We start from the raw sequence: 20,808 nt of genomic DNA on the forward strand, positions 1-20,808 counted from the left end.
CCGCCTTGTCGAGGTTGAACGCAAAAGTGTGCGGTTGTCCGAGCCGGACGTCAGCATCAGCGCGCATGCGCAAGACCTTCGTTCGTACCATATGCACCTCGGGTCGTCAGATCGATGGGAGCCTCGCGTCCCGTTCGGGCAGCCTCGCGCGTCGACAGGGCGGCGCTCAGCGACTTGATCCCGTCTTCGCCCGTAGCCGACGGCGCGCCACGGGCGGCAACCGCGTCGCCGAACAGGCGCACCGCCCGTAGATAGAGATTCTCGTGCGCAATCGAGAGCTGCCTTTCGCCGTCCCTGGTCCGCAGCAAGACCTCGCCCTTGGGCACCTGGGTCATGCAGTCGGTCCCGATCAGCGATCCCTCTTCGCCATGGACCTCGAAGCCGGTCACCGCGTATCTTGTCGTGAAGGCATCGTGGAACTGGGCAATCAGCCCGTTTTCGAAGCGGACTACCCCCATGACACCGTCTTCGAGACCTGCCTGGCCCATACCACCCCGCGACGTCATCGCGGTCACGGCGACAGGATTTTCGTCGAGCACGAAACGCAAGGTGTCGGCATCATGAACGGTGATATCGAGCACGACGCCGCCGCCCGCTTCCGGCCTCTCAATCCGCCAGCCCTGCAGGTGCGGCGGAAGATAGACCGCATGAAAAACGCGGGCGAATAGAGGCTTGCCGATGTGGCCCGCCTTGATCGCGGCATGAATTGCACGATGGGTGGCCGCGTTGCGCAAATGATGGTTTGTCCCCATCTGCACCCCTGCCGCCTTGCAGGTCGCGACCATTCGCTTCGCGTCCGGCAAGTTCAGCGCGAGCGGCTTCTCGCACAGCACATGCTTGCCGGCCGCGGCCGCGGCCAGCGTTTGCGAACAATGATGCTCATTTGTTGTCGAGATGTAGACCGCATCGATACCGCTTCCGAGCAACGCGTCGAGGCTGGTTGTTGCTATCGCGATCCCGTTCTCGCTGGCAAATCGCTGCGCCCGCTCCGGATCGCTGCTCATCACAGCCCGCACCGCGCCAGCCGCTCCGCGGATGGCCTCGATCATCCACTCGCGCGCGATTGTACTTGCACCGATCAATCCCCAACGCAGGCCACTCAAGATGCGATTCTCCGTTTGAATTCCGCTCCACAACTCTCCCGAACGACCAACCGCGCTTCGCCCCCGCAACTCTCGAGACGACGCTCGCCCTCGTTGATCTGCCTCAGCAGCATCTGCGCGGCGCGCTCTCCGAGACTACCGGCATCGACCGACACAGTGGTCAGAGCGGGAGAGACATGATGGCCTCGGCGGTATCATCGAAACCGACGACGGCAACATCGCGCCCGACGGTCAGCCCCTGTCGTGCGATCGCCAACATCGCGCCGATTGCCACGACGTCGTTGAAGCAACCACCGCCGTTGGTCGCCTCTCCGACGACAGCAAGCGCTTCATGGCGTCGAAGCCGCCATCTTTCGTTAGCATGCTCTCAATGATCCACGCGGGCTCGACGGCAAGTGGCGCCACCGCCACCCGCGCTGTGGTGGAAGCGGTGCCGCCGGTCAACACGTGTTCTGCGATCGAGCCAATAACCGAGGTCGCAAGAATGTTAAGAACCTGATCGCTCTCCTCAAGGGGAGCCGTCGCCAGCGGAATGTACGCTCCTTTCAGCACGCCAGTCTTCGCTTTCCAGGCGAGGACATCGTATTCCCATGTACCCGCGTTTTGGATCGCAGTCTCCACGTCTTGACGAACGGAAAGCGCTGCTCGCCCTCTTGGATCGCATGGCATGCGCTACATCCCCCTTCGGCGGGATCTCTTTCGAAAATCACGTCGCCTTGGGCAACCAAGGCAGCGTCACACTTCCAAGGCCATTTCGGAGGGCCGATTCGCGTTACTAAGTTTTCGAGTTCGCTCAGACCGTCGAAGTTAGCGGAATTATTGATGAGGAAATTGATGACCCCTCCCTGACGTTTCGGCTCAAACTTAGCCCCCCAGAACCTGGCCCACGTTCCGAGCCAGCCCTACAATGCCACTTCCGTTTTTTGCGAAACCCGGCCACTGCGTCTTGTCTTGCCGCGGCGCATTCCAAAGGAATGGATATCTCACGGGAGCGTCGGCGGTTTTTATGTTTTCCGGAATCATGAAGTCGGGTGGCGGACCGATGTCCAGACCGGATACGCGGTTGAAAATCATCCCTACAGCATCCAAACGGCAACCCCCCAGCCGTTCTCTGGCAGCGCGCGCACCATGCATGAGCGTGTGAAACCGCAAGTACCCCCCACCTACCTGTAGACGAAGATCCGCAACATCTATCGCATCCGGCACTGCGGACCGCAGAACAGCTGCAGCAAACGGAGCGAATGAGCTGTCGCTGGCAATCACTTCGCCCACCGCCTTGTCTAGGTCGCGAAGCAGTGCGTAGAAGTCGACGAACCCCGGACCGCCATCCACCCGATACACCTTGCCGTTAACTTCGATCTGGAGCGTGTGACATGCTGAACAAGTCATTCCCACGACCTGACAGTCTTGAGGGCCAGAGCGTGAAAGCCTATGGGAAGGTTGGCCGGAGTTGCAGGATTCGGTAGATAACCGTGACAAACCATCCGCCAGGAACGGCTGTCCGTTCCTTTGCTTCAGGGCCTGCATCCTAGACAACGCGATCAAACGCGAGCCTTGATCGCGCGAATAGAAATCTGCTCTCGCTGCCGCGGTCCAATCCAGACCTTGGTCAACGTAGAAGGGATTGGCGTTGGTGCCCTGAGCGATCGACCGTGTTGTGACGAAAACCGTTAAGGCGATTAGAACGAGAGCACGGAGCATCGTATGGCCTACTGACTTCATTGTTAAAATCGCCCGAAGAAACGTTCGCTGAAATCCCTCGGTTGCGGCAAGCTTGGCTCGATCCTCTGACCTGCCTTTGGGCCCGCGGGTCCTTGACTATCGGCCATTAAAGGGCGCGGTCCACTAAGTTCAACCTACCAAATTTGGGAGAGGACAACGGCTCGGCAACCCCATTGATCGTAGAAACTCCTGCTGACGCCCGTTCACCCTTAGGCCGAAATCTATGGCCGCCAAGGGATCGGGCTTGATCGCGCGACACTTGGCAATTGGTGATGCCGCCCTGCTTCCCATCGGCAGCCCGTTGCCAACCTCATGTGCTGCGATTTCGCAGCCGCGGATCGCCTGTTCGTGTGAAATCGTGGCGCCGGTGCCCGATCTGAGCGTGGTCAAACGAAGAAGCGCGACTTTTGGACGATCGTCCAACGACCGCGGCTATAGCGGTCAAGTCTGCGATCGTGCTCTGCCGATATGCCCTCGGTCGCAGTCGCGCATTCGCAGAATAGTCCCTGGACGGCTTCAACAGACGCTTATCCGATACCTATGACAGTTATGATCGGCTGAGCGAAATCGCTCATCACAAGAATCGTGGACGCTCATGCATTGGTGAATTGGTGGAGCTTCGATGGCGTAGAGCTTTGCGATCCGCCGGACGCCAGCCTCGGGTCAATTTGACCAGGCACCGGCGCCGCGCGCATGGAACGCCCGCTGGCCTCTGGTCGGGTCGTTAAAGCCGTGGTTCGAAAAACATCCGTGGATGATCTCCAGCGGCTCGATGCTCGCTGATGACATCCGCTACGCGCTCAATATTGGCAGGTCGCTTCCTCGATGACCGGATTCTCGAGGTCGGCAGACTGGACGCTACCACGGTGACCATAAGTCGCGAGTCTTTACTATTTCCGCGGCCTTCGCCGGTGTCGCAGTTCGCACCACAGTTCCGCTTCAAACGTCGCTCGTCAAACCGGGCATGCAGATTTCGCGCACCCGGCTTTTACTTGTCCGTCAGACCTTCGCGCTCGATCGGTCAGTACGACGGTCTGGATGCGGAAGAGTTGGAGCGTATCGTGCCGGTAATCCTGCGGATACTCTTCGAAGCCCCTACCACCTCCTCCTGGTAGTCGCATTATCCAGTGCCGCAGACGGCGATCGACGTACCACCCGATGAAGTCATACGTCTTCATGAAAGGGCTTGGTCGAAGTAACCGCACCAGCCGCGAAGAAGGCGGCTGATAACGGTGATGGTGTTCTCTGGTGTGTCCGGGTAATACTGTGACGTCGTGCGTTCATGGATTCGTCGGAGCAATGTTAATTAGCTGAGGCTCTTCGTTCCAGCCAGGCGAGAGGCTTCGCGGAACCGCCAGCAGCAGCGTTGCACGATTAGATCCCGAACATCGCCGGTAGCGAATGCGGCCAGCAGTGCAAATTCGCGTGGATAGTATTTTTGTCGCACCTCGAAACGACACTATGGTCAAACGTCACAAAGCATCCAGGCTCTCCGGAGGATGCCCCATTTGGCGACAAACTAATCTCGGCACATCGCTGGCTAAGTCATGGGGCTTTAGTATCTGGAGCTTCTTTCTCCAGCAAACGGCGAATTCTCTCTTCAGCTGCCGCACGCTTACCCTCAAGCTCCTCGGCAAGTCCTAAAAGCTCCTGAATCCGATGCTCTGACTGAGCTCGACCAACCTCAAGTTCCGAGCAGAGATGAAGAAGTGCTTCGATCCGATCCTCGCTAGCCGAGCGCTTTGCTTCGAGTTCTTCGTTGAACTTCAACAGCTCTTGTATCCGGCTCTCTGACTCAGCTCCGCTCTCCTGCTGCTCCGCGCAATGCCTCAGGAGCCCTTCGATCTGGCCTGCGCTAACGATGCGTTTCGCTTCAAGCTCGTCCGCGACCTTCAACAACTCCTCTATCCGTTTCTCTGCCTGAGCTCGGCCAGCCTCGAGCTCCGAACAAAGACGGAGGAGTGAGCTGCTGAGCTGCTGCCGGTTTGATGGACACCCGCTTAAGCTAATCCCACCTTGCGCTCGAACTCAACCGGGCTGAGATAGCCGATGGTCGAGTGCCTGCGGGTCGTGTTGTAAAATCGTTCGATGTAGTCGAACACATCGGCGCGTGCCTCATCTCTGGTTTGATAAATCTTGTTGGCCGTACGCTCGGTCTTGAGCGAGGAGAAGAAGCTCTCCATCGCCGCGTTGTCCCAGACGTTGCCGGAGCGGCTCATGCTGCAAACGATGCCGTGGTCGGCCATCAGGCGCTGGAACTGCTCGCTGGTGTACTGGCTGCCCTGGTCGGAGTGATGCAACAGCGCATCCGGCTTGCCGCGCCGCCAGACGGCCATCAACAATGCGTCCGTCACGAGCTGTGCCGTCATGGAGGCACTCATCGACCAGCCCACCACGCGGCGTGAGAACAGGTCGATCACCGCTGCGACATAGAGCCAGCCTTCGGCCGTCCAGAGATAGGTGAAGTCGGCGATCCACTTCTGGTTCGGCCGCTCGGCGGCGAACTGCCGGTCAAGGAGGTTCGCCGGTACGGTCTCGAGCTGTCGATCGCCGCTGTCCTTCGGTAAGCGCCGACGTCGCGGCCGCGCCCGCAAGCCTTGCAGGCGCATCAGCCACTCAATCCGGTGCAGGCCGCAATCCGCCCCGTCGGCGAGCAGGTCACGCCACACCCGGCGTGCGCCATAGGTGCGGTCGCTGGCGGCGAAGCTGGCCTTGACCTTGCCGCCGAGCTCCTCGTCGCTGCGGGATCTGGCGCTGGGAGAGCGGTTCAGCCAGGCATGGAAGCCCGACCGCGACACTCCCAGCGCATCGCATAGCCATGCCACCGGCCAGATCGTCCGGTGCTTCGCGACGAAGGCGAACTTCATGTCGCTTCCTTCGCGAAGTAGGCTGCGGCCTTTTTTAGGATATCCCGCTCGGCCTTCAGCTTGGCGACCTCACGGCGCAGCCGCTCGATCTCCTGCTGCTCCGGCTTCATCTGCCCGTGGCCGGGAAAGGCTTGCGCCGGGTCGGAGCCCAACTCCTTCACCCATTTGCGGAGAACATTCTCATGAACATCCAGGTCACGGCCAGCTTGCGCCACCGACACCCCACGTTCCCGCACCAGCTTGACCGCCTCGACCTTGAACTCGCGGCTGAACTTCCGTCTTTTCATCGCCACCTCCGGCTTCATGAAACACCTAACCCGTCTTATTCGTCAGAGTGCGCCTGAGAGGCTGGCGAGCGTGGTGTAAAGCGCTGATGCGGCGTAGGATTCGGTTGCAAAGCCAACCCCATCACCTTCAGCCGCGAACACCAGGCCCGCCATGACCGATGATACGATTCTGCCCTTCTCGTTTCCAGCCGTTCACGCCAAGAAAGTCACAGCTGCCTTCGATGGCGGTCGGCTGACCTCGAACGGGGGCGTGATGCTTCTGGCGATGGCCGAGCGGCGTCTCGGCTTGGCCGACAATTTGGCCCGGGTGTTCCCGGATCGGCGCGATCCGACGCGGGTCGTGCACAGCCTTGTCGATATGTTCCGCGCGCGCATGTTCGCGATCTGCTGCGGCTACGAGGACGCCGACGACCTCGATCATCTGCGGTCCGATCCCGCATTCAAGCTGGCCTGCGGACGGCTGCCGGACACGGGTCGCGATCTGTGTTCCCAACCGACGCTGTCGCGGCTGGAGAATGCTCCGCGCCTGCGCGACGTGATCCGACTGACCTACACTTTGGTCGACGCATGGATGGATAGCTACCCGCGCGAGCCGGCATCCGTCACGCTCGACATCGATGATACCTGCGATGTCGTCCACGGCCATCAGCAGCTCTCGCTGTTCAACGCTCATTATGACGAACGCTGCTTCCTGCCGATCCACGTCTACGACACGGAGAAGAGCCGGCCCGTGGCGGTCGTGCTGCGGCCCGGCAAGACGCCGGGCGGCGTCGAGGTGCGTGCCCATCTGCGCCGCCTGATACGGCATATCCGGACGCGGTGGCACAACACGCGAATTACGTTCCGTGGCGACGGGCACTATGCTCGGCCGGAGGCCATGACGTGGTGCGAGACCAACGGCATCGACTACATCTTCGGTCTGTCCGGCACCAAGCCGCTCGCCAGAAAAGTCGACGAGGCCGCCGACGACATCCGCACGCGACGCGCCATCGAGAACCTGCCGGTTCTGCGTGGCTATACCGAGACGCGCCACAAGGCCAAGTCCTGGGATCGCGAACGGCGTACCGTCGCCCGTATTGAGGCGACGATGCTCGGCCTCGACATCCGTTTCGTCGTCACCAGCCTCGATGTCGGCTCGGCCGAGTGGATCTACGACAGCCTGTATTGCGCGCGCGGCCAAGCCGAGAATCTGATCAAGCTGCATAAGACACAGCTCGCCTCCGATCGCACCAGCTGCCGTTCGGCGCTCGCCAATCAAGTCCGCCTCGTTCTCCACACCGCCGCTTATTGGCTGATGCTGACCGTGCGCGACGCGATTCCCAAAGCCCGGGAATTGGCCACAGCCGAGTTCGCGACGCTGCGTCTTCGTCTCTTGAAACTCGCTGCCCGTGTCGTCGAGACCACGAGCCGCATTCGCCTTGCGTTTGCCGCGGCATGTCCCGAAGCCGACCTGATCCGCGGCTTGCCAGGCGCGCTGCTGCCGCTCGGTCCTTGACCGGCGGGGCGTCCGCCCCCCGTTCGCCCAACCCATCCCTCAAGCGCGTTGCAAAGTACGGGTCGTCAGGCGGTGAAAAGCCGAAGGCAATCCCGCGCGCCTCGTCAGAGCAGATGTGCGGCCACATCAATCGGACTAAAAAAACGCACTCTCACGAATAGGACGGGCTAATCTCGGTGTCCATCAAACCGGCAGCAGCTCACTCACCCCAACTTACGCTGACGATGAGCGCGACGAGCGATATCCCCGCTAAGCCTATAAGACAACTCGACGCCATCAAAATCGGTCCAGAACATAATACTCACCATTACATGTCGGATCAGGAGAGCGCTTCGCGTATGTCAGTCAGCGGCAGTGTCCTATGTGGACGCTTCAAAAGAACGGGCCCAGTACCTCTGGGGGCCTCTAAGCCCGAGCGGACAGCATTGCGGTGGCAACGTGCATCACTACTCTGACCGCGACTGAGCCGTTCTCGGCGCGAGCGTGACGTGAGATCGCTACGCAAGCGGGTCCGGCCCACGGAGCCATATGCCTAGCGTTCTGTCAGCCCCATCAGAAGATTTTGGCGCGCGTCGAGACGGCTAAGTAGTGCTGCGCGGCTTTGATGGACTTGTGTCGCGCGGGATCATTCTGGCGATGTGGGATCGGCTAGTCTAGCATCCGCTGGAGCCGTACCTGCGCCACGCCTGCACCCGACGGAGACGCGTCAGGATCGCCGGCCGTTCAACGCTGATCCGCTTCTCGCTCGTCAAATCTGCCACTCCTCTTGAGGTTGCGAGCCTAAGGGAGCCGGCCCTTCCAACCTCCCACTATTGGTAGGTGCGCTTTGCGCTTAGTGGCGCAGAGTAAGCTGGGGCAGCTCCATATCGGATCGCACACATGGCAGCAGGTTGGATGGTTTCAATTGGCTACATAGAAAGCGGCCAACTTCGGCACGTAACGTATGCGGTCGCGGTGGCTAACGCCACCGAAGCCATCAAGGCTTCACTGGATGTCGGCGCCGCCCGATTCTCATTGGATGCCGGTCTCGGCGGGGTGGCCTTGGCGAATTCTGAACTCAGTCTACAGCAACTGGATGATCTCGGCATGGTGAAAGGCGGGATTTGTTCCCTATGGGACGACACGCATGATTGGCTGATCTGGCCCCGCCAGCTCCATTAAGTTTGATCAGGGAACACGATGACTCGGCAAGGAGCGATAGTTCGCGGTCTACCGGCAATCGGGCGCGGTGTCCGCTACGGCGCGCGAGACGGTTCGGCCCGCGCAGAGAGAGCTGGCGCCGGTTGTTTGGACAGCGCCCCGCGGGATTTAAGTGGATTCCTGCCGGGTTATGCTGAACGCGGGGCCTTACGATTTTGTCGTTGCGTCGGGAGGGCGTAGCCCGACCAGAGCGACGACAAAATCGTCGGCGACGGTCATGCGGCCATCACCATAGCTTGCGTGCCGAAGTAAGCCTCGTCGGGCGTGCGCCCGTCAAGGCTCGAGTGAGGGCGTCCCTGATTGTAGAAGGCCAGATACTTGGCAATTGACGCTCGCGCCTCGGACACGCTGTCGTAGGCGCGGAGATAAACTTCTTCGTATTTGACCGTGCGCCAGAGCCGCTCGACAAACACGTTGTCGCGCCAGGCGCCCTTGCCGTCCATGCTGATGGCGATCTTCGCGTCCAGCAGCACATCGGTGAACTCGAGGCTGGTGAACTGGCTGCCCTGGTCCGTGTTGAAAATCTCGGGCCTGCCGTGCTTCGCCAACGCCTCCTGGACCGCTTCGACGCAGAAGGCCGCCTCCATTGTGATCGAGACGCGATGGGCCAGGACCCGTCGGCTGAACACATCGACGACCGCCGCGAGATAGACGAAGCCACGCCGCATCGGAATGTAGGTGATGTCCATTGCCCACGCCTGGTCGGGCCGCTCGATCTTCAATCCGCGCAACAGGTACGGGTAGATCTTGTGACCCGGTGCCGGCTTACTCGTGTTCGGGCGACGATAGACCGCCTCGATCCCCATGCGCTTCATCAGCGTCGCGATGTGGCGGCGACCGGCGTATACGCCCTCCCGCCGCAGCAACGATCGCTGCATACGCGCTCCCGCGAAGGGATAATCGAGATGCAGCTCATCGAGCCGACGCATCAAGGCAAGGTCCTCGGCCGAAACTGGCCGAGGTTCATAGTAGACCGTGCTGCGAGCCAGCTTCAGGACCTTCGCCTGGCGCACGATAGAAAGATCATGACCGCGGTCGATCATCGCTTTGCGCTCAGCAGGCCCGCCTTGGTGAGCGCGCCGGACAAAAAATCGTTTTCCAACGCCAGCTCGCCGATCTTGGCATGTAACGCCTTCAAATCGACCGGCGTCTCGGCCGACGCCTTGTCATGCCCAAACACGCCGGCGGCGCCTTCCAGGAGCTGGTTTTTCCAGATCGTGATCTGGTTCGGATGAACATCAAACAGTTGCGCCAGCTCCGCCAGCGTCTTGTCGCCTTTGACCGCAGCCAAAGCAACCTTCGCCTTGAATGCCGGAGAATGCATCCGGCGGCTCTTCTTCGTCATCTTCGCTCCTGATTCGCGGCAAGAATCCTCGCCGCTGTCAGGCAGAAAATCCACTCAAGCTACTGTCCGAATTTGCGGAGCCAGCTCTGAGTTCTCATGAGAAGGGCACGACGAGAATGACCCCGCCTGCGGTCGCCGGTGGGCTATGATCGGCACCGCGGGCAGGCTCGTCGGTCACTTCTACATGCACAATGGCGACGATTCAGCCTTCGTTTGCGAACGCGGCTGAGTTCTTCAACAGCCTGCTAGCCCGTCCTATTCGTGAGAGTGCTTTTTTTAGTCCGATTGATGTGGCCGCACATCTGCTCTGACGAGGCGCGCGGGATTGCCTTCGGCTTTTCACCGCCTGACCGACCCGTACTTTGCAACGCGCTTGAGGTGTAGGTTGGGCGAACGGGGGGCGGACGCCCCGCCGGTCAAGGACCGAGAGGCAGCAGCGCGCCTGGCAAGCCGCGGATCAGGTCGGCTTCGGGACATGCCGCGGCAAACGCAAGGCGAATGCGGCTCGTGGTCTCGACGACACGGGCAGCGAGTTTCAAGAGACGAAGACGCAGCGTCGCGAACTCGGCTGTGGCCAATTCCCGGGCTTTGGGAATCGCGTCGCGCACGGTCAGCATCAGCCATTAAGCGGCGGTGTGGAGAACGAGGCGGACTTGATTGGCGAGCGCCGAACGGCAGCTGGTGCGATCGGAGGCGAGCTGTGTCTTATGCAGCTTGATCAGATTCTCGGCTTGGCCGCGCGCGCAATACAGGCTGTCGTAGATCCACTCGGCCGAGCCGACATCGAGGCTGGTGACGACGAAACGGATGTCGAGGCCGAGCATCGTCGCCTCAATACGGGCGACGGTACGCCGTTCGCGATCCCAGGACTTGGCCTTGTGGCGCGTCTCGGTATAGCCACGCAGAACCGGCAGGTTCTCGATGGCGCGTCGCGTGCGGATGTCGTCGGCGGCCTCGTCGAGTTTTCTGGCGAGCGGCTTGGTGCCGGACAGACCGAAGATGTAGTCGATGCCGTTGGTCTCGCACCACGCCATTGCCTCCGGCCGGGCATAGTGCCCGTCGCCACGGAACGTAATTCGCGTGTTGTGCCACCGCGTCCGGATATGCCGTATCAGGCGGCGCAGATGGGCACGCACCTCGACGCCGCCCGGCGTCTTGCCGGGCCGCAACACGACCGCCACGGGCCGGCTCTTCTCCGTGTCGTAGTACCTACTGTTCTTAAAGCGTGAGTCGTGATTCAAGGTCGGGATGATACCCGAAGCAAGAGAAGTCCACCTTTCGAGGAAAGATCGCAAGGTGCTTGAGGCGTGTTGCCGCTCCCCGGTGACGTTGCAGCGCGATTTGAAGCGGGCGCGGATAGTTCTGTTGGCGGCGGATGGACGCAGCACTCGGTCGATCGCCAAGGAAGTTGGGGTCCAGCCGCGGATTGTCAGCCTTTGGCGGCATCGCTATGCCGACCAAGGCCTTGAAGGGCTGCAAGACAAGCCGCGACCGGGCAAGCAGCCAATCTATACGAAGGCCACCGACAAGCGGATTCTGAAGCTGCTGGACAAGCCGCCGCCGGACGGGTTCGCACGCTGGACCGGGCCCCTGCTGGCCGGGGCGCTGGGCGATGTTGACGTCCAATATGTCTGGCGGTTCCTGCGCAGCCACAAGATTGACCTCGCGGCTCGTAAGTCCTGGTGTGAGAGCAACGACCCGAACTTTACGGCCAAAGCCGCCGATGTTGTCGGCCTCTATGTCGCCCCGCCCGCGAAGGCCATTGTGCTGTGCGTGGACGAGAAGCCCTCGATCCAGGCTTTGGAGCGAGCGCAGGGTTATCTGAAGTTGCCCAATGGCCGCGCCTTGACCGGCCAGAGCCACGATTACAAGCGGCATGGCACCACAACATTGTTTGCGGCGCTCGAAGTCGCCACCGGAAAGATCATCGCGGCGCATTCAAAACGCCGACGCCGCGTCGAGTTTCTCGACTTCATGAACAGCGTCACCGCGGCTTTTCCGAACCGGAAGCTTCACGTCATCCTCGACAACCTCAACACCCACAAGAAGAACGAGCATTGGCTCAAGGCCCACCCCAACGTGCAATTTCATTTCACGCCGACAAGTGCGTCTTGGCTCAATCAGGTCGAGGTATGGTTTTCGATCTTGCAGGGGCAGTCGCTCAGCGGCACCTCCTTCACAAGCCTCACGCAGCTTCAGGAGCACATCGATGCCTACGTCAACGCATACAACGACAGAGCCGAGCCCTTCGTCTGGACCAAGAAAAAGGTCCGTCAACGCCGTTTCAAAGGCCGCCGTATCACTCAGCTCTGATTCTGGGTAGTAGACGTGGATCGGCAGGAAGCAGCGTTCGTCATAATGAGCGTTGAACAGCGAGAGCTGCTGATGGCCGTGGACGACATCGCAGGTATCATCGATGTCGAGCGTGACGGATGCCGGCTCGCGCGGGTAGCTATCCATCCATGCGTCGACCAAAGTGTAGGTCAGTCGGATCACGTCGCGCAGGCGCGGAGCATTCTCCAGCCGCGACAGCGTCGGTTGGGAACACAGATCGCGACCCGTGTCCGGCAGCCGTCCGCAGGCCAGCTTGAATGCGGGATCGGACCGCAGATGATCGAGGTCGTCGGCGTCCTCGTAGCCGCAGCAGATCGCGAACATGCGCGCGCGGAACATATCGACAAGGCTGTGCACGACCCGCGTCGGATCGCGCCGATCCGGGAACACCCGGGCCAAATTGTCGGCCAAGCCGAGACGCCGCTCGGCCATCGCCAGAAGCATCACGCCCCCGTTCGAGGTCAGCCGACCGCCATCGAAGGCAGCTGTGACTTTCTTGGCGTGAACGGCTGGAAACGAGAAGGGCAGAATCGTATCATCGGTCATGGCGGGCCTGGCGTTCGCGGTTGAGGTGATGGGGTTGGCTTTGCAACCGAATCCTACGCCGCATCAGCGCTTTACACCACGCTCGCCAGCCTCTCAGGCGCACTCTGACGAATAAGACGGGCTAGTCTGACTGAGTCACAAAACCGCCGGCCAGAATCAGCGATGGATGAAGCACGGACCATCAGTCGAGAGGCCGACATGAGCGGGCGTGGCACCAAGACGAGCGAGAAGCGATTTGCGACGTATTTGGAAGGGCTTGCCAGTGTCATCGGTCATGCTGATCGGAAGGCGCCGCTGCGCGACTATTGCGTCGGCCTGATGGCCTGTGGCGGTCGCAAGAGCGTGGAGTCGATGGCGGCGGTGACAGCTCCGGAACGGACGGCCGCCCAGCATCAATCGCTGCTGCATTTCGTCGGCAGCGGCGCCTGGTCGGATGAGAAGGTGCTGGGCAAGGTACGTGAGATGGTCCTGCCGGCGATTGAACGCCAGGGCCCCATCGAAGCCTGGATCATCGACGATACCGGATTTCCCAAGCAGGGCCGACATTCAGTTGGAGTTGCACGGCAATATTGCGGGCAGCTCGGCAAGCAGGATAATTGTCAGGTGGCGGTGTCACTGTCGATTGCCAACCACCACGCCAGCCTGCCTGTCGCTTATCGCCTTTATCTTCCGAAGGAATGGACTGAGGACTGCGATCGGCGGCGCAAGGTGGGCATTCCTGCCGAAGTTGGCTTCCGGACCAAGCCGGAGATCGCGCTGGAGCAGTTGCGGTGGGCCTGCGCGAGCGGCCTTCCACGCGGTGTCGTACTGATGGACGCGGGCTATGGCAATAACAGCGACCTGCGCACGGAGATCACGGCGCTGGGATTGACCTATGTGGCGGGTCTTCTGTCGAGCACAACGGTATGGGCGCCCGGTACCGGTCCCTTGCCGCCGAAGCCATGGTCGGGCCGCGGCCGTCCACCGAAACTGATGCGCCGCAACCGTCAGCATCAGCCGGCCGCCGTCAAGGCGCTCGCGATCGGCCTGCCGGCCAAAGCTTGGCGCACCATCACGTGGCGGCAAGGAACGAACGAAAAGCTGACCTCGCGCTTTGCCCGCGTGCGGGTCCGTGCCGCGCATCGTGATTATTGGCAAACCACCCGGCGATTGGAGGAATGGTTGCTGATCGAATGGCCAAAAGGCGAGGACCAGCCTACCAAATACTGGCTCTCGACATTGCCGGAGGATGTGGCATTCCGGACTCTCGTTGAGACGGCTAAATTGCGCTGGCGCATCGAACGCGACTATCAGGAACTCAAGCAGGAGGTCGGGCTCGGCCACTTCGAGGGACGCGGCTGGCGCGGCTTTCATCATCACGCAACAATGTGCATCGCAGCCTACGGATTCCTGATCTCCGAGCGGGAGACGATTCCCCCCTCAGGCACTCGGCACGCCCGGCCGATCCTGCTCGATCGCATTCCCGCAGATTACAGACCCCGCGGATTTGCCGCTGCGGACCCAACGTCACATTCCAAATTCGATCGCGACGATGCGACGGCGCCTCGAACATGGGCTCGTCCGAACGCTGTCGAGATGTCCTTGTTGTGCGATCAAGTTCGACCACTAGCCCGTCCTATTCGTGAGAGTGCGTTTTTTTAGTCCGATTGATGTGGCCGCACATCTGCTCTGACGAGGCGCGCGGGATTGCCTTCGGCTTTTCACCGCCTGACGACCGGTACTTTGCAACGCGCTTGAGGTGTAGGTTGGGCGAACGGGGGGCGGACGCCCCGCCGGTCAAGGACCGAGCGGCAGCAGCGCGCCTGGCAAGCCGCGGATCAGGTCGGCTTCGGGACAGGCCGCGGCAAACGCAAGGCGAATGCGGCTCGTGGTCTCGACCACACGGGCAGCGAGTTTCAAGAGACGAAGACGCAGCGTCGCGAACTCGGCTGTGGCCAATTCCCGGGCTTTGGGAATCGCGTCGCGCACGGTCAGCATCAGCCAATAAGCGGCGGTGTGGAGAACGAGGCGGACTTGATTGGCGAGCGCCGAACGGCAGCTGGTGCGATCGGAGGCGAGCTGTGTCTTATGCAGCTTGATCAGATTCTCGGCTTGGCCGCGCGCGCAATACAGGCTGTCGTAGATCCACTCGGCCGAGCCGACATCGAGGCTGGTGACGACGAAACGGATGTCGAGGCCGAGCATCGTCGCCTCAATACGGGCGACGGTACGCCGTTCGCGATCCCAGGACTTGGCCTTGTGGCGCGTCTCGGTATAGCCACGCAGAACCGGCAGGTTCTCGATGGCGCGTCGCGTGCGGATGTCGTCGGCGGCCTCGTCGAGTTTTCTGGCGAGCGGCTTGGTGCCGGACAGACCGAAGATGTAGTCGATGCCGTTGGTCTCGCACCACGCCATGGCCTCCGGCCGGGCATAGTGCCCGTCGCCACGGAACGTGATTCGCGTGTTGTGCCACCGCGTCCGGATATGCCGTATCAGGCGGCGCAGATGGGCACGCACCTCGACGCCGCCCGGCGTCTTGCCGGGCCGCAGCACGACCGCCACGGGCCGGCTCTTCTCCGTGTCGTAGACGTGGATCGGCAGGAAGCAGCGTTCGTCATAATGAGCGTTGAACAGCGAGAGCTGCTGATGGCCGTGGACGACATCGCAGGTATCATCGATGTCGAGCGTGACGGATGCCGGCTCGCGCGGGTAGCTATCCATCCATGCGTCGACCAAAGTGTAGGTCAGTCGGATCACGTCGCGCAGGCGCGGAGCATTCTCCAGCCGCGACAGCGTCGGTTGGGAACACAGATCGCGACCCGTGTCCGGCAGCCGTCCGCAGGCCAGCTTGAATGCGGGATCGGACCGCAGATGATCGAGGTCGTCGGCGTCCTCGTAGCCGCAGCAGATCGCGAACATGCGCGCGCGGAACATATCGACAAGGCTGTGCACGACCCGCGTCGGATCGCGCCGATCCGGGAACACCCGGGCCAAATTGTCGGCCAAGCCGAGACGCCGCTCGGCCATCGCCAGAAGCATCACGCCCCCGTTCGAGGTCAGCCGACCGCCATCGAAGGCAGCTGTGACTTTCTTGGCGTGAACGGCTGGAAACGAGAAGGGCAGAATCGTATCATCGGTCATGGCGGGCCTGGCGTTCGCGGTTGAGGTGATGGGGTTGGCTTTGCAACCGAATCCTACGCCGCATCAGCGCTTTACACCACGCTCGCCAGCCTCTCAGGCGCACTCTGACGAATAAGACGGGCTAGACAGATCATCGTTTGTGACGCAGTAGGACTAGGTCGTCACCGGATACGCCTCGAAAGCAAGAGACCTGATCAACGGACTGGCGCACGCGGCCCCGACCTCGCGGCTAGCCCCGTGTCACGGATGTTCGATGGCTCTGGCAGAGGCTCGTTAGCTCGTAGGCCAATGCCTCACGGAGCGGCAAGATGGACGGTTGGTTAGTGACGGTCGCCATCAAGGAAGACGGCGATGACGACGACGACGGGTACAGGCACATAACTTACGCGGTCGCAGTCGCAAACCCGAGCAAAGCCGCAAAGCTGGCCATGAGAGATAGCGTCGCAAAGGGCGCAGTGCTTAACCGTCCGCTCGAAGCTGGAATGTTGCAAAGTCTCGGCTTGGAAGCTGGCGAACTGGCCGTGGTTCACGACGATGACATTGATCCAATCACCTCACGGCCTCGGCATCATTAGCCAACGTCTGATTTTTCATTCAACAGCGTCGGATTGGAAACATGCATGTCCGGAAGCTCCACGAGCAGTTAGCTGGCGCGTTGTGAAGAAGCGAGTCGCTTGCTCCTCTCCTCTTTGGCACCCGAGTTGTTGACGCCCGCGAAGTGTGATCGCCAAGATAATAAAATGCCAACAAGGAGAGGAGGAAACATGGGCGCGGTGAAGACGGTTTTCATCGTGGGTGGCGGAATTGGCGGCTTGACGGTGGCCCATGCGCTTCAACAGATCGGCGTATCCACCAGAGTCATTGAAATGGGAGACAAGCGTGACCGGATCGGCACCGGTATTACGCTGCTGGGGAACGCCTTGCGGGCACTCGCCGAACTGGGATTGGTGGATGCGTGTCTTGAAGGTGGCCTTGGTTGGGACATCGTGTCGGTGCGCGATGGCGCAGGAACGATTCTGAGCGAACAGTCCACCCCAAGAATTTGGGACGCCGATCGTCCTGGCGCACTGGGAATCATGCGGCCACGTCTGGGACAGATCCTGGAAGACTTTGCGACGAAGGGCGGCGCGAAGATTGATTTCAACACAACGGTCACCCGAATTGATCAGGACGATGGAGGGGTGACGGTTCAGCTATCGAACGGCGAGACGGACCGCGCCGACCTGCTGATCGCTGCGGATGGTGCCTATTCCAACATCCGCCAGAGCATCTTCGGCGAAGAGTTCAAGCCGCACTACGCCGGTCAAGGCGTATGGCGTTATACGGTTTTTCGCACCGAGGCGATGAATGGCTTCGTCCTATATCGCCTTCCGACGGGCCGGGTAGTTGGCGCGCTGCCGCTATCGAAGGAACTGTGCTATCTGTTCTTCTTGGAACGCACGGACGAAAAGCTTCGTATTCCGCAAGATCAGGTGTGCGACTATCTCCGTAAACTGCTCGCCCCCTTTACGGCGCCCGAACTGGTCGCGGCTGCCAAGGTGATCGGCGAAGACAAGCACATAAGCTACCGCCCATTTGATGTCTTGATGATGCCAGCCCCCTGGCACCGTGGCCGTGTCGTGCTATTGGGCGACGCGGCCCATTCGTTGACGCCGCAAATGACATCCGGCGGCGGTATGGCAATCGAGGATGCACTGGTTCTTGCCCAGGAACTGGATCGCAACGATGACTTGGAGACTTCGCTCGTGACCTATTGCCGTCGGCGCGAGCAAAGGGTCAGTCGCGTATACGACATCGCATACGCCATTTGCCGGGAAGAGCGCAAACCGGAGCATGACCGGGACCATTCGATGGGCCTTCTTCGTGAAGGCTACGCGTTTCTGGCTACGCCCGTCTGATCGGAAGCAGGCGAAGTCAGCTGGGAAGGGATCGGACGTCGATTCCGCGGTGGCAGGGCCACGTCCGTGGACCGAACGCAAACTCCGTACTCACTTCGGCCCACAACAAGTATTTCACGAGAGGGGGAAATGTATCACAAGACAGGCGGGGTCGCTGCAGGGATGGATTTTGACATCTGCCCCATGGATGACGATTTTTGGAGTGGTTCTGTATCGCAAGTCCTGCCGTTTATGATGAAAGATCTTGCGCAGAACCCGGAACCGCAAATATTGGTTCCGACGGTGCTTGCCGGGTCGGCGGTGATCATCGCGATCCTGTCGCCATTCGTAGGCGTTTTGGTCAAGCGCGTTGGACGCAAGAGTGCTTTGATAGCGACGCGATCGCGGAATCGGCGCCGGTCTGGCTTAACGACATCTATCACATCATCGCGAGCCGTATGATCGTCGGCGCTGCCGAGGCAGTAGTGACGGCGGTCGCAACTGTCTTGACGGTGGACCAAGAACCGGAAAACTCGCCGGCTGCCCGGGCCTGAGCCCGTCGCCTCCGGGCTACGGGAGCGCGACACGCTCAGCGCCGCAATTCGCGCCAAGTTCTCACGCAACCTTACGCCGGCCTTGGGAGAAATACGGAAATGCAAAAGCCACTCGCTACGGCCCCGACCGATCAGAGCCTGCCCCCTTACGACCGGGAGCACGCCGTCACCTATATGCGCCTGCTCGACGCGGATGCAGAGGGCGCTGACTGGCACGAGGTCGCGGAGTGTCGCGCATCGATCCCACACACGAGCCGGAGCGCGCCCGCCGGGCCAATGAGACGCATCTCGCCCGCGCCCGATGGATGGCTAATCAAGGCTACAAGCATCTGTTGCGGAGCGGCTGGCCCAGTGCAGCTAGCGGTGAACTTCAATTCGCGCTCGCAGTCCTCTCGCGGTAGGCGCGTATGCTTAATGCACAGCATGGAGGCCGTGCGCTCTAGCCTCAGTGCCGGATTTCTTGTGGGGCGGGCAACGCTTCGAGCCGCTGACAAAGGAGAGTTCGAAACGGCCTACCGTCTCGCAGGTTGGTCTATGGTCATCTACGACCGTCTCGCAGCTCCTCCGCGAGGCATTGACCGATGTCGGTTGGCTCGTTCAAAATCGAGAACGAAATCTATGCGGATGAGTATCTAGACGCGCTTCTAGCGGAGCCGAAATACAGATCGATGGATGAAGTCCGCATGCGTGCCGCCAAATTCATCCCCAACGCTAAAGTCAAAACCTATTTCATCGCGGGTTTGCCGAAAGCAAAGAAGTTCATCCGCGATAGAGGTCGGTAGTCTTTTGACGTCACCCATTGTGAGAAGTCGTCAAAGCCGTGCGCTCTACCTTCCACGAAAAGCGTATTCGTCTGAAGTTGAGTAGCCTTTTCAAGTTGCTTCCGACCATCCTTTTCGCTCAACAACTCCTCGAAGCCGACCGTGATGAGCAAGTATGTCTCGACTGTATGCATGCGATGATGACCGGTGAGCGCCTCGAAAACTCCGTAGCAATAAGCGAATGGCCAGATTTGATAGAAAACTTCCTGCACTGTCTTGTCCGCCAGCGATAGCTGCAACTCAATACCTTTGGTCCCGAGCACGGCAACAGACTTTATCTGTTCGTTTGTCACGGCCATTGATTATGCTCGCATCTCGCTGATGATGATGTGATCGCGAAGCACCCGGTTTCATCCCCAATATAAGCTCTCACATCGTGCCGAGGCCGACAACGGGCGGACACGCTTTAACTCTCGATCAGCCTGCGCAGGATGGCGTCCGCGCGCATCGCGACGGCCGTGTAGTGCTGCGCCGCCTTGATGGACTTGAACCGCCCCGGATCATTCTGAGCGATGTCAGGATCAGCTAGGAGACGCTGGAAACGCGCCCTGCGTCACGCCTGTATGGGACGAAGGCGCGGGAGGATTGCCGGCCGCTCTTCAACACTGACCCGCTTCTCGCTCGGCACTCCCAGTCGCCTCCTCTTGAGGCTATGAGCCTAGCGCAACTCCCGGCTCGTGTGGAAGAGGTTCCCGGGATGATACGGATTAATCAAGACCGGCCGAATTCGACAACGAGGGATGGCTCGATTAGTATTCCGGACCAATCTCGCCTGCGCCTTTGTTGAGCCTCCGATATGAAACGACCGTTGATCGCCGCCGCGGCTCCTCCTCCTGACCGATTCGTCTGTGAATGCCCAAAGCGCACTAACTGACGCGGAACGTGGAGCCATCCACAAAGCGCGCGAATTTTGTATCGAAGCTCTTGGCCGTGACCGCCGTCGAATATTTTTCGGAAACAGCGACACCGCCGACGCGTTTCACGCACAGCTTAATGAGTGCGCAATGCGCATGATGCCTCGTTACCTGCCTCCCGCGAGCCGTTGAGGCTAGTCTAGGTATGTTTCTTGTTTGCGTGCAGCCGCGCTCGGTTGACGGCATGCATGCCCGATGGCTCCGAATTTGCAGGATCATCGGTCCGAGCCGATCTCACATGGCGAGGGCTGCTCCCGAGGTGCAGCAAGGAGGATGGTTGGATAGTGACTGTCGCCATCTTCAAGAAAGACAGCGACGACGACGAAGACTTCAGGCATGTAACTTACGCGGTTGCAGTCACCGATCTGGCGGAAGCCGTGAAGCTGACCCTGAAAGACTGCGGCGCAAAGGCCGCAATGCTAAACTGCCCGATCGAAAAGGAGCAGTTGCAAAGGCTCGGCGTGGAGCCCGGCGAGCTGATAGCTATACACGATGACGAGGTTGATCCAATCATCCCGCGCCCCAGACGCCACTAAAGCGCACGTCTGATCTCGTTCAGTCGCGTCCGGTTCATGACATGTACGTCCGGAAGCTGCCACCACAGTGCAGGTAGTCAGTCTGCA

At 60.6% G+C, this 20,808-nt stretch carries 17 protein-coding genes and 4 pseudogenes; 9 read left to right on the forward strand and 12 right to left on the reverse strand.

From position 1 onward, the window contains the following. Window positions 1-56: 56 nt before the first annotated feature. From HAP54_RS01660 to HAP54_RS01680, 7 genes and pseudogenes are all read right to left on the reverse strand, one after another. Window positions 57-1,094 (reverse strand): Gfo/Idh/MocA family protein, encoded by a 1,038-nt coding sequence (locus tag HAP54_RS01660; RefSeq protein ID WP_283843226.1) that lies wholly within the window; start codon window positions 1,092-1,094, stop codon window positions 57-59. Window positions 1,095-1,099: 5 nt separating this feature from the next. Further along, window positions 1,100-1,362: pseudogene (locus HAP54_RS52385) on the reverse strand (substrate-binding domain-containing protein). Continuing rightward, complete coding sequence (locus HAP54_RS01665) at window positions 1,335-1,655, reverse strand: hypothetical protein (protein ID WP_156929011.1); 321 nt, start codon at window positions 1,653-1,655, stop codon at window positions 1,335-1,337. Before HAP54_RS01665 ends, HAP54_RS52385 begins: the two are co-directional and overlap by 28 nt. Window positions 1,656-1,967: 312 nt before the next feature. Further along, window positions 1,968-2,825 (reverse strand): di-heme-cytochrome C peroxidase, encoded by an 858-nt coding sequence (locus tag HAP54_RS01670; RefSeq protein WP_166298589.1) that lies wholly within the window; start codon window positions 2,823-2,825, stop codon window positions 1,968-1,970. 1,174 nt (window positions 2,826-3,999) lie between these two features. Then, window positions 4,000-4,125, reverse strand: coding sequence for a group II intron maturase-specific domain-containing protein (locus HAP54_RS52295; protein WP_224741415.1), 126 nt, complete (start codon window positions 4,123-4,125; stop codon window positions 4,000-4,002). A 245-nt stretch (window positions 4,126-4,370) separates the two neighbouring features. Next, window positions 4,371-4,721 carry a hypothetical protein gene (locus HAP54_RS01675; protein ID WP_166298590.1) on the reverse strand — a complete coding sequence of 117 codons (351 nt, stop codon included), beginning with the start codon at window positions 4,719-4,721 and terminating at the stop codon, window positions 4,371-4,373. 104 nt (window positions 4,722-4,825) lie between these two features. Continuing rightward, window positions 4,826-5,979, reverse strand: a protein-coding gene (locus tag HAP54_RS01680) for an IS3 family transposase (RefSeq protein WP_166298591.1) whose coding sequence is annotated in 2 segments (ribosomal slippage) — window positions 4,826-5,730 and window positions 5,730-5,979 — 1,155 coding nt in all. Because the reading frame shifts where the segments join, the coding sequence is not laid out codon by codon here. Window positions 5,980-6,130: 151 nt separating this feature from the next. Here HAP54_RS01680 and HAP54_RS01685 point away from each other — a divergent pair. Together HAP54_RS01685 and HAP54_RS01690 are read left to right on the forward strand one after the other, a co-directional pair. Then, window positions 6,131-7,474: an IS1380-like element ISBdi2 family transposase gene (locus HAP54_RS01685; protein WP_166296351.1), complete on the forward strand. Its 1,344-nt coding sequence runs from the start codon at window positions 6,131-6,133 to the stop codon at window positions 7,472-7,474. 879 nt (window positions 7,475-8,353) lie between these two features. After that, window positions 8,354-8,635 carry a hypothetical protein gene (locus HAP54_RS01690; protein ID WP_156929153.1) on the forward strand — a complete coding sequence of 94 codons (282 nt, stop codon included), beginning with the start codon at window positions 8,354-8,356 and terminating at the stop codon, window positions 8,633-8,635. Window positions 8,636-8,889: 254 nt separating this feature from the next. On the opposite strand, the gene HAP54_RS01695 is transcribed toward HAP54_RS01690, so the two are convergent. Together HAP54_RS01695 and HAP54_RS01700 are read right to left on the reverse strand one after the other, a co-directional pair. Further along, window positions 8,890-10,019, reverse strand: a protein-coding gene (locus HAP54_RS01695; protein WP_166204126.1) for an IS3-like element ISRj2 family transposase whose coding sequence is annotated in 2 segments (ribosomal slippage) — window positions 8,890-9,767 and window positions 9,767-10,019 — 1,131 coding nt in all. Because the reading frame shifts where the segments join, the coding sequence is not laid out codon by codon here. A 416-nt stretch (window positions 10,020-10,435) separates the two neighbouring features. Continuing rightward, window positions 10,436-11,227, reverse strand: a pseudogene (locus HAP54_RS01700) (IS1380-like element ISBdi2 family transposase); the annotation flags it as partial. A gap of 40 nt (window positions 11,228-11,267) precedes the next feature. Between HAP54_RS01700 and HAP54_RS01705 the strand changes: the two are divergent. Continuing rightward, complete coding sequence (locus HAP54_RS01705) at window positions 11,268-12,332, forward strand: IS630 family transposase (RefSeq protein ID WP_166204319.1); 1,065 nt, start codon at window positions 11,268-11,270, stop codon at window positions 12,330-12,332. A gap of 9 nt (window positions 12,333-12,341) precedes the next feature. Here HAP54_RS01705 and HAP54_RS01710 read toward each other — a convergent pair. Next, window positions 12,342-12,899: pseudogene (locus tag HAP54_RS01710) on the reverse strand (IS1380-like element ISNha3 family transposase); the annotation flags it as partial. 198 nt (window positions 12,900-13,097) lie between these two features. Here HAP54_RS01710 and HAP54_RS01715 point away from each other — a divergent pair. Continuing rightward, window positions 13,098-14,540, forward strand: a complete 1,443-nt coding sequence (locus HAP54_RS01715; RefSeq protein WP_166307309.1) for an IS701 family transposase — start codon at window positions 13,098-13,100, stop codon at window positions 14,538-14,540. A 135-nt stretch (window positions 14,541-14,675) separates the two neighbouring features. Here HAP54_RS01715 and HAP54_RS01720 read toward each other — a convergent pair whose 3' ends face one another. Next, a complete protein-coding gene (locus tag HAP54_RS01720; RefSeq protein ID WP_166204320.1) occupies window positions 14,676-16,019 on the reverse strand; it encodes an IS1380-like element ISBdi2 family transposase in 1,344 nt (447 codons plus the stop codon). Window positions 16,020-16,327: 308 nt separating this feature from the next. Here HAP54_RS01720 and HAP54_RS01725 point away from each other — a divergent pair, with 308 nt between their 5' ends. The 4 genes and pseudogenes from HAP54_RS01725 (at window position 16,328) to HAP54_RS01740 (ending at window position 18,851) form a co-directional block, all read left to right on the forward strand. Continuing rightward, on the forward strand, window positions 16,328-16,594 hold the full coding sequence (locus HAP54_RS01725; RefSeq protein WP_166298592.1) for a hypothetical protein: 267 nt from the start codon (window positions 16,328-16,330) through the stop codon (window positions 16,592-16,594). A gap of 189 nt (window positions 16,595-16,783) precedes the next feature. After that, window positions 16,784-17,917, forward strand: coding sequence for an FAD-dependent oxidoreductase (locus HAP54_RS01730; protein WP_166298593.1), 1,134 nt, complete (start codon window positions 16,784-16,786; stop codon window positions 17,915-17,917). 129 nt (window positions 17,918-18,046) lie between these two features. After that, entirely contained in the window at window positions 18,047-18,358 is a 312-nt protein-coding gene (locus tag HAP54_RS01735) for an MFS transporter (protein WP_166298594.1), read from the forward strand. Window positions 18,359-18,549: 191 nt separating this feature from the next. Further along, a pseudogene (locus HAP54_RS01740) lies at window positions 18,550-18,851 on the forward strand (DNA -binding domain-containing protein). A gap of 323 nt (window positions 18,852-19,174) precedes the next feature. Here HAP54_RS01740 and HAP54_RS01745 read toward each other — a convergent pair. Beyond that, a complete protein-coding gene (locus tag HAP54_RS01745; RefSeq protein ID WP_166298595.1) occupies window positions 19,175-19,570 on the reverse strand; it encodes a hypothetical protein in 396 nt (131 codons plus the stop codon). An 899-nt stretch (window positions 19,571-20,469) separates the two neighbouring features. On the opposite strand from HAP54_RS01745, the gene HAP54_RS01750 reads away from it, so the two are divergent. Beyond that, window positions 20,470-20,721, forward strand: a complete 252-nt coding sequence (locus HAP54_RS01750; RefSeq protein WP_224741413.1) for a hypothetical protein — start codon at window positions 20,470-20,472, stop codon at window positions 20,719-20,721. Window positions 20,722-20,808 lie beyond the last annotated feature (87 nt).

The sequence above is a fragment of the Bradyrhizobium sp. 2S1 genome (assembly GCF_011516625.5).
Taxonomy (GTDB): domain Bacteria; phylum Pseudomonadota; class Alphaproteobacteria; order Rhizobiales; family Xanthobacteraceae; genus Bradyrhizobium; species Bradyrhizobium septentrionale.